The sequence below is a fragment of the Chryseobacterium sp. CH25 genome (genome assembly GCF_004119455.1).
GTDB lineage: Bacteria > Bacteroidota > Bacteroidia > Flavobacteriales > Weeksellaceae > Chryseobacterium.
Genome location: NZ_NRQT01000004.1, coordinates 434,053 through 445,844, shown reverse-complemented (window position 1 = coordinate 445,844; position 11,792 = coordinate 434,053). Strand labels below are relative to the sequence as shown.

At 35.9% G+C, this 11,792-nt stretch carries 14 protein-coding genes; 6 read left to right on the top strand and 8 right to left on the bottom strand.

What is annotated here, in order from left to right; all coding sequences use genetic code 11:
* Positions 1-55: 55 nt before the first annotated feature.
* Positions 56-391: a hypothetical protein gene (locus tag BOQ64_RS12750; protein ID WP_129055793.1), complete on the bottom strand. Its 336-nt coding sequence runs from the start codon at positions 389-391 to the stop codon at positions 56-58.
* A 268-nt stretch (positions 392-659) separates the two neighbouring features.
* Between BOQ64_RS12750 and BOQ64_RS23115 the strand changes: the two genes are divergently transcribed.
* Together BOQ64_RS23115 and BOQ64_RS23110 are read left to right on the top strand one after the other, a co-directional pair.
* Positions 660-812, top strand: a complete 153-nt coding sequence (locus BOQ64_RS23115) for a bacteriocin-like protein (protein WP_164975803.1) — start codon at positions 660-662, stop codon at positions 810-812.
* 70 nt (positions 813-882) lie between these two features.
* Entirely contained in the window at positions 883-1,038 is a 156-nt protein-coding gene (locus BOQ64_RS23110) for a bacteriocin-like protein (RefSeq protein WP_164975802.1), read from the top strand.
* 199 nt (positions 1,039-1,237) lie between these two features.
* Here the strand turns inward: BOQ64_RS23110 and BOQ64_RS12745 are convergent, their stop codons facing one another.
* Complete coding sequence (locus tag BOQ64_RS12745; RefSeq protein WP_129055791.1) at positions 1,238-2,299, bottom strand: NADH:flavin oxidoreductase; 1,062 nt, start codon at positions 2,297-2,299, stop codon at positions 1,238-1,240.
* 139 nt (positions 2,300-2,438) lie between these two features.
* Here BOQ64_RS12745 and BOQ64_RS12740 point away from each other — a divergent pair, with 139 nt between their 5' ends.
* The gene (locus BOQ64_RS12740; protein WP_129055789.1) at positions 2,439-2,804 is read left to right on the top strand and encodes a winged helix-turn-helix transcriptional regulator; all 366 of its coding nucleotides are present in this window, start codon (positions 2,439-2,441) and stop codon (positions 2,802-2,804) included.
* 26 nt (positions 2,805-2,830) lie between these two features.
* Here BOQ64_RS12740 and BOQ64_RS12735 read toward each other — a convergent pair whose 3' ends face one another.
* Entirely contained in the window at positions 2,831-3,118 is a 288-nt protein-coding gene (locus BOQ64_RS12735) for a hypothetical protein (protein ID WP_129055787.1), read from the bottom strand.
* A 103-nt stretch (positions 3,119-3,221) separates the two neighbouring features.
* On the opposite strand from BOQ64_RS12735, the gene BOQ64_RS12730 reads away from it, so the two are divergent.
* Complete coding sequence (locus BOQ64_RS12730) at positions 3,222-3,638, top strand: carboxymuconolactone decarboxylase family protein (protein ID WP_129055785.1); 417 nt, start codon at positions 3,222-3,224, stop codon at positions 3,636-3,638.
* An 85-nt stretch (positions 3,639-3,723) separates the two neighbouring features.
* Here BOQ64_RS12730 and BOQ64_RS12725 read toward each other — a convergent pair whose 3' ends face one another.
* The gene (locus BOQ64_RS12725; RefSeq protein ID WP_129055783.1) at positions 3,724-6,156 is read right to left on the bottom strand and encodes a transketolase C-terminal domain-containing protein; all 2,433 of its coding nucleotides are present in this window, start codon (positions 6,154-6,156) and stop codon (positions 3,724-3,726) included.
* Positions 6,157-6,292: 136 nt separating this feature from the next.
* On the opposite strand from BOQ64_RS12725, the gene BOQ64_RS12720 reads away from it, so the two are divergent.
* Entirely contained in the window at positions 6,293-6,586 is a 294-nt protein-coding gene (locus BOQ64_RS12720; RefSeq protein ID WP_129055781.1) for a hypothetical protein, read from the top strand.
* A gap of 131 nt (positions 6,587-6,717) precedes the next feature.
* A complete protein-coding gene (locus BOQ64_RS12715) occupies positions 6,718-7,527 on the top strand; it encodes a hypothetical protein (protein WP_129055779.1) in 810 nt (269 codons plus the stop codon).
* Positions 7,528-7,600: 73 nt separating this feature from the next.
* On the opposite strand, the gene BOQ64_RS12710 is transcribed toward BOQ64_RS12715, so the two are convergent.
* The 4 genes from BOQ64_RS12710 to rlmN form a co-directional block, all read right to left on the bottom strand.
* A complete protein-coding gene (locus tag BOQ64_RS12710) occupies positions 7,601-8,578 on the bottom strand; it encodes a polyprenyl synthetase family protein (RefSeq protein ID WP_129055777.1) in 978 nt (325 codons plus the stop codon).
* A gap of 75 nt (positions 8,579-8,653) precedes the next feature.
* On the bottom strand, positions 8,654-9,532 hold the full coding sequence (locus BOQ64_RS12705; protein WP_129055775.1) for a hypothetical protein: 879 nt from the start codon (positions 9,530-9,532) through the stop codon (positions 8,654-8,656).
* 177 nt (positions 9,533-9,709) lie between these two features.
* Positions 9,710-10,654 (bottom strand): sterol desaturase family protein, encoded by a 945-nt coding sequence (locus tag BOQ64_RS12700; protein ID WP_410494448.1) that lies wholly within the window; start codon positions 10,652-10,654, stop codon positions 9,710-9,712.
* Between the two features lie 78 nt (positions 10,655-10,732).
* Complete coding sequence (gene rlmN, locus BOQ64_RS12695; protein WP_129055771.1) at positions 10,733-11,767, bottom strand: 23S rRNA (adenine(2503)-C(2))-methyltransferase RlmN; 1,035 nt, start codon at positions 11,765-11,767, stop codon at positions 10,733-10,735.
* Between the last annotated feature and the right edge of the window lie 25 nt (positions 11,768-11,792).

Genomic DNA, 11,792 nt, shown 5'->3' with positions numbered 1-11,792 from the left:
TAAAAAACGCGCTCCTTTACTATTGGGAGCGCGTTTGTTTTTAGATATCTGAAGATTACTTTTCAGTGATATGGCGATAGTAATCTACCAAAGAGTATATTCTAGGTTTGAAACCTGGTTTATAATCAATGATCAACCATTTATCCTCAGATTTCTTTTTATCAAACACATAGCTTTCGTTTGGAAAATCTATGGTTTTATGCTTAGAATAAATAGCTTTGGGAACAATCTCAAAAATTTCTGCAGAATAATAGTTAGCATCATCAGCAATGGTATAAAAATTATCTTCTCCCTGTTTCTTTTTAAGTTCTTCAATCTCCTCTTCATCAGGTCCCAGCATTAATATACAGGTTTGTGTGATAACAGTATCAGCTTTTACTTTCTGACTCAATTTCTGTTCCTGGATATTTTAATCCGCAATTTTGGGTTCTGATTTCTTTATCTCCTGTTTACATGCAAGGAAAAGAATTGGTATTGTGCATAATAAATATCTGAATGACATATTGTTTTTTAAATTTCTGTTGTATGATAAATTATCTGACAAAGAAAATAGAAAATAAAACTCAATACCTGAATTTATATTTATTTCACATTTTAAAGAAAAACCTTGCACCATTCATAAAAAACATTACATTTGTAATCACAACAAATTATTACCTATGAAAAATTTAAGAAAATTAGCAAAAGTAGAATTAAAGAAAATTAATGGTGGAAATGCTCCGGACTGTCCTCCTGATACAACTCCTTGTTTATATTTTTCTGGCGGACGTGCCCGTTGGAGATGTATTCTAGTTACTGAGGAATGTGATTAATTCATACTGTCTTTCTCAAGCCAATACTTGAAAAAAGATCAGTTCAATGTTCAATCAACAGAATCATACTATGAAAAATCTAAAAAAATTAGCAAAATCAGAATTAAAGAACATTCATGGAGGAAACGCTCCTGATTGCGAACCCGGAACAAGAGCTTGCCGTTATAAAGCAGAAAATGGATTTCCAGCCTACTGGAGCTGCGTAGCGATAGAATATGCATGCTAATCCCAAGAAATATTAAAAAAATCGGCTTTCAGAAAATTCTGGAAGCCGATTCTTTAATAAATAGGTGAAAATTAAATATAAAATAAAGTGAATTATGATGATTAATACGAATTGTGAATCTTCTGTTTGACTTCGCCAGTAAATAAAATATGCTGTTAAAAAATTGACTGCGAACCCAACATATTATTCAAAATCAATATTAAAATAATACGCCCATACTTTCTGCTGAAAAATCTAAAAGAGATTCTGTATTACCTTCTTTGATCTTCTGTACCCACTGATAATCCTGCAAAATAGCACGTCCTACTGCTACAAGATCAAATTCTTCATTATCCAGTCTTTTAATCAGTTCTGTGAGATCTGTTTTCTCTGTTCCCTGACCTGCAAAAGCATTTAAAAAATCTCCATTAAGCCCTACAGAACCTACTGTAATGGTTGGCTGTCCGGTAATTTTCTTAGCCCATCCTGCAAAATTCAGATCGGAACCTTCAAACTCAGGTTCCCAGAAACGACGCTGTGAACAGTGGAAAATATCAACTCCGGCTTCTTTTAATGGTAACAACCAATCTTCCATTTCGTTTGGAGTAAAAGCTAATCTGGTTTTATAGTCCTGCTGTTTCCATTGCGAAAGACGAAGGATAATAGTAAAGTCCTCTCCTACTGCTGCTCTGATTGCTTTTACTACATCAACAGCAAATCGGCTTCTTTCTTTTAAGGTTTTCCCGCCGTATTCATCTGTTCTTGTATTGGTTACTTCCCAGAAAAACTGATCGATAAGGTAACCGTGTGCTCCATGAATTTCAAGACAGTCGAACCCAAGATCTTTTGCCGATTTTGCTGAAGCAGCAAACTGAGAAATGGTATCCTGAATATCTTCAATCGTCATTGTAGAAGCTTTCTCCATAGGCAATAGCGGATAATCTTCAGACATTCTGGTATCTCCAACATGCCAGATCTGAGGTCCCATTTTACCGCCATTCTGATGCACGGTATCAATTACATTTTTCCAGCCGTTTAAAGCTTCATTCCCATAGAAATCAGGGATATTCTGCAGGTTTTTTGATCCAGGTCTGTTAATAACAGTCCCTTCTGAAAGAATTAATCCTACTTCTGAAGCAGCTCTTCTTCCATAATAGTCGGCTATTTTCTGTGTAGGAACTCCATTATCAGATTGTGCTCTGGTCATTGGAGCCATTACAATTCTGTTTTTAAGTTCTAAATTTTTATATTGGAACGGTTTAAATAATGATGATGTACTCATATTTAAGATCTTGTTTTATAATTGTTACACAAAGTAACTAATAATAGTTTGTTTTTGTATCTTTTATTGAAAAAATAGTGGTAACTTCGCAGTAACTTACATTAGTAACATTGAAGTAACGTATGAAAAAAATGAATTAATGCAATACAGCTGTCCTTTAGGCAAAGCAATGGCTGCTCTGGGAAGCAAATGGAAACCAATTATTGTATTGGTGATAAAAGACCGAAAGTTACGTTTTGGAGAGCTTGCCGTACGCATTAATGTCATCTCCAGAAAGGTATTGACTGATCAGCTACGTGAAATGGAAACAGATGGTTTGGTGATCCGAGAAGAGTTTAAAGAACTTCCTCCGAGAGTAGAATATTCACTTACGGAAAAAGGGCTGGCTCTGTTACCTATTTTGTATCTTCTGGAAGAATGGGAAGCAAAATATCAGGTGAAAGGAGTATACGATAAAGACTGCAGTCTGGTAGATAAAAAAACGAAAAAAGCCGTCAATGTTTGATGGCTTTTTGTTTTTAAAATCATTTATTAATTATTAGGTTTACTTTTTATAAATAAAGACAAAATAAAAAATGTAATTAAGAACATAAAAAACTGAATTAATAAAACAGGCCATATATTGGGGTCGGCATATCTGTAAGCAAAGCTCAAAATTGAAACAGGAAATGTTAACACTAAAGCGTATAAAGTCCATTCACCATACAAAAAATCACTTCCATAAGCGGAACACACTGCTAAAGTTCCTATACCAACATATATTACCGAAATAATCAGGGCTATTTTTCTGGTCTTTAAAAATGATATGATTTCCTGCATTGTTATTTTTTAATTATACTTTCAAAAAGGTAAGTATATAACGAAAATGTAAGCATATAGTTTCGTCATTATTTCTGATGCAAATTTGCAGAAAAATTTCATTATGAATTACAAAGAAATTGCAAAGGAAACTATTGGTCATCTCTATAAAGCACATATCAGCATCCGAAAATCCGGTATTGATGAAAAACTGATTGCATTGGCAGAGCTAAGGGTATCACAAATTAATGGATGTGCCTATTGTTGTAGGTACCACGCTAAAGAACTATTCGATTTTGGTTTTGAACAGGATACCATTAATCAGTTGCCAGGCTGGAAACATACCAATGCCTTTGATGCAAAACAAAAATTAGTTTTGGAATCGGCAGAGGCCATCACTTATAATAATGACTGGCAAAACATCAAAGAAAGATTATTACAGCATTTTACAGAAAGAGAAATGGTAGAATTAACTTCAAGCATAACCTTGATGAGTGCTTTAAATAAACTGAGGATTACTTTGGCGGAAAAGGAAGAATAAGGAAATCTAATGGAGAAATCTCCAGTTCCATAAAAAATGGGCTTTCAGTAATCTGAAAGCCCATTTTTTTTATTTAAAATCCTAATTAGTATATCGCAGGATATTTGTGAGGATTGGTTTCATTAAACATAGCATAGATCTTTTCTACCATATCATCTGCAGATGGCTTACTGAAGTAGTCACCATCACTTGCATACGCTGGTCTGTGATCGTTAGCAGAGATTGTCAATGGATCTGAATCTAAATATCTGAAAGCTTTTTGCTTTTCTAAGATCTGCTGCAGGATGAATCCTGTAGTTCCACCTTCAACATCTTCATCAATCACTACTAATCTGTTTGTTTTCTTAACACTTTCAGCAATTTCATGAGATAAGTCGAAAGGAATTAGTGACTGGATATCGATTACTTCTGCAGAAATTCCTAGTTTTTCCAACTCATTAGCTGCTTCTGTTACAATTCTCCATGTAGAACCGTAAGTAACCAAAGTAACATCTTTTCCTTCTTTCGTTACTTCAATTTTACCTACAGGAACTGTGAATTCTCCTAAGTTGTCAGGCTGTTTTTCTTTTAATCTGTATCCGTTCAGACATTCTACGATGATTGCAGGTTCGTCTGCCTGAAGCATTGTGTTATAGAAACCAGCAGCTTTCGTAAGGTTTCTCGGTACTAATACTAAGATTCCTTTTGAAAGGTTAAGAATACCCGCCATTGGAGAACCTGAATGCCAGATACCTTCTAATCTGTGACCTCTTGTTCTGATGATCAGCGGAGCTTTCTGACCTCCTTTCGTTCTGTAATGTACGGTTGCCAGATCATCACTCATTCCTTGTAAACAGTAAAGAACATAGTCTAAGTACTGGATTTCAGCGATTGGTCTTAAACCTCTCATCGCCATACCAATTCCCTGCCCAAGAATAGTCGCTTCACGAATTCCGGTATCAGCAATACGCAATGCCCCATATTTCTCTTGCATTCCTTCCAATCCCTGGTTTACGTCACCGATATTTCCGGTATCTTCTCCAAAGATTAATGTTTCAGGATATTTTTCAAAGATTTTATCAAAGTTATTTCTGATTACTACTCTTCCGTCTACATCTTCAGAACTGTCTGAGTAAACAGGCTTAATTTCCTTAATGTTTTCAGCTTTCCATTCAGACTCAGAGTATAAGTGAGATGAATAGTTATCTTTTTCAATTTCAGCCACTTCATTGTACTTCTGCATCAATTGGTTTCTTTCTGCAGAGTTTGTACCTCTTGTAGCCAATAAAGCTTTTCTTGCTAAATGGAATACATCTTTCTTAGCTTTTGAAACTAATTTATTAAAATGAGTAAGAGCCGCTTCTACTTCAGCATTCTGACCTTTAAGATTTTCTACTAAAGGAATGATAGACTGAATAAGTTCTTTAATAGCATTCTGATAGTTATCCCATGCTGCTTTTTGCCCTGATTTAGCTAACTTTTTAGCTTCTTCATCAATAGCATCCAATTCTTCAGCTGTAGCAATTACTTCTTCTTTTCCATCAATTTCGATAGAATAGTTGATAATCCACTCTTTGAATTTTACTAATCCGTCAAATTCAGCTTCCCAAGCTAAACGCGCTTCATTCTTATATCTTTCGTGAGATCCTGATGTAGAGTGCCCTTGAGGCTGGGTAACGTCTACTACGTGAACTACTACAGGAACGCTTTCTGTTCTTGCAAAATGTTCTGCTTTAGCATAAGCATCCAATAGAGCAGCATAATCCCAAGCTCTCACCTGAATGATCTCACAACCTTGGTTCTCACCTTCTTTTCTTTGGAAACCACTAAGCATTTCACTGATATCAGCTTTTGCTCTCTGGTTTTTAGTAGGAACTGAAATTCCGTATCCGTCATCCCAGATTGAAACAATCATAGGAACCTGAAGTGCACAGGCAGCATTCAAAGTTTCCCAGAAATGACCTTCTGCAGTAGAGGCATCCCCAATAGTTCCGAAAGCAATCTCATTTCCTTCTCTTGAAAACTTTTCAGAACCTTCAAATTTTACATTTTTATATATTGTAGAAGCCTGAGCTAATCCTAATAGTCTTGGCATTTGTCCTGCTGTAGGAGAAATATCGGAAGAAATATTCTTCTGTGCTGTTAAATCTTTCCAGCTTCCGTCTTCATTTAAACTTCTTGTTGCAAAGTGTCCGTTCATCTGTCTTCCTGCTGAAGCCGGTTCTCTTTCTACGCTGGTATCAGCATACATCTGAGCAAAGAAACTTTCAGCCGTTAAAGCATTAATGGCCAACGCAAAAGTCTGGTCTCTATAGTACCCAGAACGGAAGTCTCCATTTCTGAAAACCTTCGCCATAGCAAGCTGAGGAAGTTCTTTACCATCCCCAAAAATTCCGAATTTAGCTTTTCCGGTAAGTACTTCTCTCCTTCCGAGATAAGACATTTCACGAGAAATCCTTCCTAACCTGTAGTCTTCAAGTATCTGATTTTTAAAATCTTGAAAGGATATTTGCTGTGTTTCAATATAAGTTGTTTGCATAGCTAAGTAAAAAAGTTTTTGTTCTTCAAGTATTTTGCTAATATACACTTTTTAAATTAATTTTAATTTTTAATAATCTTTTTTAAAAATTTGATAATAAAAAAAATTGTGCTTTATTTTGAAAAAATTTGTAAAGATGGAAAAAAAGTCACCTCATATCCTGAATGCATCCAGCAATCTTTTAGGATTTTCACTGATTATCATTACCTCTCTGAAAATCGCTAAGATCAGCCACAATACGTATTTAGACGAATTTGCAGGACTTTCCTGTATCCTTTTTGCATGCAGCTGCTTCTTTTCCTTCCTGGCTATAAGAACAGGAAATAAAAAGCGGGAATATACCTTTGAGAGCATTGCGGATTATTTATTTTTAATCGCTTTATTTTGTATAGTCCTGGCTGTTATTATTCTAACTGTAAAAATAATCTAATTCTAAAACATTCATTAAATTATCATTATTTAACGAAAAAGCATAGATATTTATCTATAAACTCGAATTTTCATTTTTCCGGTATATTGTTTGTAATTATTCTCGAAAATAATTTCTAAAAACACTATGAGATGAGAAAAAAATTACTAACCGTAGTTAAGGTTTTCGCCTTTTCTACACTTTACTTCGCACAGGTAGGAATAAATACTTCAACACCTCAAACGACTTTTCATATTGACGGAGCTAAAGATAATCCAACGTCCGGAGCTCCTTCAGTAATCCAGCAAACTAATGATTTTGCAGTGACCAATACAGCACAGGTAGGTATAGGCACAACAACCCCAACAGAAAAACTTGATGTAAGTTCAGGAAATGTGCGCATCCGAAATATCAATTCCAATATTGGAGTTGGCGGAACAGACAGAGTGGTAGTTGCAGATGGCAATGGTATTCTGAAAACTATAGACTTTACAGCCTATTCATTATTCCATGCACGTCTAGCTGCTGACCAGACCATCAGTACCGGAGCTTCAATTGTGACGCTGATGTTTGCAAGCCCCGTTGCTACTTCACCTTTTTATTCTTATAACACTTCTTCAGGAGTGCTGACATTCAGTCAGGCAGGGAATTATCTGGTAACGTTACAGGCTAGTTTTTCAAATATTACTTCAGGGGCACAGTTGCTTTTAGGAATAAGACCAGTTCCGGACAGTAACTATCTGGGAAGAGGAAGCCACTATGCAGGAGCAGCAACTCCTACTTTAACTACTTCAACAAGAATTGGAGAACTGATGAATTATACAACTGTAATTGTAGTGCCTACTGCGGGTTATCAGATTCGTTTTACGGCAGCTCCTAACCAATCATGCACGATCTTGTCAACGGAGATGGGGCCTACAGGAAATGGAAATGTAACCAATGTAACAGTGCAGAAAATATAAACTGGAAAGCACTGATAAATAAAAGCTTCGGCGCACCAAAGGTGTGCCGAAGCTTTTATTTATAACTATTTTTTTAAAACTTTCTTTCAATGACGTAATCCAACATACTATGTAAGGATTTTCTTGCTTCAGATTCCGGAAATTCATTCAGAATATCCTTAGCCTTCTGCTGGAAATCTTTCATTACTGTAATCGCGTACTCCAATCCCCCGGAATTTTTAACAAACTCTATAAGTTCTTTTACTCTTTTTGGATTATTATTATAGCGTTTGATGGTATCGAAATAGTATTTTCTGTCCTTTTCATTGGCTGTTTTCAGGGTATGAATCAAAGGCAGGGTCATTTTCTGCTCTTTAATATCAATTCCCACCGGCTTACCAATCACATTGGAACTTAAATAATCAAAAAGGTCATCTTTGATCTGGAAAGCCATTCCTGTAAAAGTACCGAAGTCCATCATTTTCTTAGCAAGAGCTTCGTCAGCATTATTGGAAAGAACTCCTATCTCACAACAGGCAGCAATTAAAGTGGCTGTTTTCTGGCGGATAATTTCATAATACACATCTTCTGTAATATCTAGTTTTCGGGCTTTTTCCAATTGAAGCAACTCCCCTTCAGACATTTCACGGATGGTTCTTGAAATAACCCCTAATAAATCGTAATCTTTATGATCTGTAGATAATAACACTGATTTTGACAACAGGTAATCTCCTACCAAAACAGCAATCTTGTTCTTCCATAAAGCATTAATCGAGAAGAAATTACGGCGTTTGAAACTTTCATCCACCACGTCATCATGTACCAGAGTGGCTGTATGAATCAGCTCAATCATAGAGGCTCCACGGTATGTTTTTTCGGTAACATTTCCTACCAGTTTGGCACAAAGAAATACAAACATAGGACGCATCTGTTTCCCTTTGGTGGTAACAATAAAACGGGTTACTTTATCTAATAAAGGGACTTTACTCTGCATTGACTCGTAAAACTTCTGTTCAAAAAGTTTCATTTCATCATTGATCGGTTGCTTGATTTCTTCTACGATGTTTGCCACAATCTGCTAATGCTGGGTGAATAAAATTATTAATTCTCACAAAGATAATTTTTTTCGCTCAATTTTAAACGAAAATTAATCTTTGAATTGTTCTTTAGGGATAAAATAAAGTGCGGGTTTGGTACTTCCCAACGGAGATTTGAACTTTTCTCCTGAAATAGAGATTCCTGTTTCATCTACAGCAATACCCTCAATCTGCCCTATTGACAGAGAACTTCCCAGATAATAGTGCTTAGGTCTTTCTTTAAAAAAGATTCCGGGTTCTGTTTCTGTAAAAACATCCATAAATACTTCTGTTTTCTTACTATACCCAACCAGATAAAGCTTTTTATCAAAATAGGCAGCATCCGTCACCATGAAGTTTGTTTTATAAGTTTCAGCTTTTACAGCATCATGCTTTTCATTTTTTTCAGGATCAATAATATAATGTACCGTTGATTTTGACACCCATTCTTTGGTAAAAAGATGAATTTTTCCATGAGCATATACCATGGCCTCTGCATCATAATCAGTATTAAAATAACTGGATTTATAATCTGTCTGCTCCGGATAATGGAATTTAATTTCTCTTATCTGCCCATTTTGCAAACTATCTCCATGAAAAGGTACTTTATAAATGGTAAGATGTCTTCTGCTTCCGTCATTGTTTCCGAAATCTCCGATATAGAAATTGCTGCCATCATTCGTAAGAGCTTCCCAATCTGTATTTTTTGCATTTACTTTCAGGGTTTTAATAACTTCTCCTGAAGTTTTATTAATCTCAAATAATTCAGGGGCATTTCCACTGTCATTAAAAGTATACAGTTTCCCATTAAAAATATTCAGTCCGGAAGTTTCCTGGATTTTATCATCCAAGTGGCTGACTCTGTATTTTTTTATTTTCAGGAAATCTGTCTGTTGAGAAAATGCAGTTTGAAAGGCTAGAAAGGCCAATAACAGAATGGTTCTTTTCATAAGGCAAAAATAAGGTTTTCTATTGAAATGAAGATTGATGTAGGACATGGGATACGAGGAGCAGTTATAAAGATCAGGAGATTCATAATAATTAATGAGAAGGGTTTTCCAGATAACAGAAAGACGAGCTAAAAGCCCGTCCTTCTATAGAGATTTTTATTGATTTTATTTTTGAAATTAAGCAGTTTTCTGCTGTTTCTGATTTTTTCTCTGTTCTTTCTCTGCCTGTTTTGCAAAGTATTCCTTTTGGTATTGTCTTACCGTTTTTCCGGTTCCATCATGTCTCCATCCTGGTGAGTTGAAAATATAATTGATTCTATCTGTAAATTTTAATCCTGGCTGTTTCAAATCTTTCCAGATCTTTCTCCATTCATAGAAGAGCACCGTATCAGGTCTGTTGTCCGGCATTTTTGGATAAATTCCATATTTTACAGGAATATTCGGATCTTCTTTCTGGAAGGTTCCAAATATTTTATCCCAGATAATCAGGCACATTCCCATATTTTTATCCAGATACTTAATATTGCAGGCATGGTGAACACGGTGATGGGAAGGGGTTACCAGAATATGTTCTAAAATCCCCATACTTTTTACGGTCTGAGTGTGCACCCAGGTTCCGTACACCTGTCCGATAGCGTAGGCTACCATAATATGCCAAGGATTAAATCCTAAGAACGCCAGTGGGGAAAAATATAAATATCTGTAAAGCGGCTGTAATACAGGGCTTCTGAATCCTGTAGTAAGATTGAAGAATTCTGAACTATGGTGCGTAATATGAACAGCCCAGAATGCTCTGGAACGATGGTCCACATAATGCAGAACATAATAAGCAAAATCCGTGATTATAAAGCAAGCTATTAGATACCAGATGCTAAGATCCCATGAAAAAAGTCTGTGATGGTAAAAGAAAAACATCACTCCCATTGCAAACGCCTTCATAATAAGGTCAAGACCAAAGTTCATCAATGCCAGATAGACATTTGTAACAAGATCTTTTCCACTATATAGTTTTGCTTCTGAAACGTGGCTATAAATCATTTCAGCTAAAATAACTGTGGCATGCAATGGAATTGACCATGCATATACATTTTCTAACCCGTTCTCGCTCATAAAATACTCCATCATCACAAAATAATTTTGTGCAAAGGTAGGGTTTTAAGCGATGCTTTAAGAGAATTTTAAGGTTTTTTTAAGGAAATTTTAATCAGCAGTTTTGTTGGCTAATTGTCCACAAGCAGCATCAATATCACCTCCACGACTTCTTCTGACCATTACGGTAATTCCTGAATTTTCAAGCTGACGGATATAGTTTTCTTCCGCCTGTTTGTTACATTGGTCATATTTTCCGTCCCCGATCGGGTTGTATTGAATAAGGTTTACCTTTGAAGGAACCTGTTTGCAGTATTTAATTAAAGCTTTGATATCTTCATCACCGTCATTAATTCCTTTCCATACACAGTATTCAAAAGTAATTACAGAACCTGTTTTCTGATACCAGTACTGAAGGGCCTCCATAATATCCGTTAACGGGAATTTATCTGAGAAAGGCATAATTTCATTACGCTTTACTTCAATGGCTGAGTGAAGTGACAATGCCAATTTAACGCGCAACTCATCATCAGCAAGCATTTTGATCATCTTTGGAATTCCTGATGTAGAGACAGTAATTCTTCTTGGCGACATTCCCAATCCTTCCGGCTGAGTGATCTTTCTGATGGCTTCCACTACATTTTTGTAGTTCATCATCGGCTCTCCCATTCCCATAAATACGATATTGGAAAGTGGTCTGTCAAAATACATCCTGCTTTGGCTGTCAATTAAAGCAACCTGGTCTACAATTTCCGCCACTTCAAGGTTTCTCATTCTTTTCAGTTTTGCGGTAGCACAGAATTCGCAGTTTAATGAGCAGCCTACCTGTGAAGATACACAAGCTGTTGTTCTTGTTTCTGTTGGAATAAGAACAGATTCTACCAATAATCCATCGTGAAGTTTTACTCCGTTTTTGATGGTTCCGTCAGAACTTTTTTGAAGAAGATCTACGGAAACAGGATTAATGGTATATTCTTCGGAAATTTTTTCACGAAGAGATTTCGAAAGATTCGTCATTTCATCAATCGAGTGGAGATTTTTACTCCATAACCAGTCATAGACCTGTTTCGCACGAAACGGCTTCTCTCCTAAAGATACGAAGTATTCTTTAAGCTGATCTAGTGATAATATACGGATATCTTTCATTGTAAGGTGGTAGATTTTAGGTTGC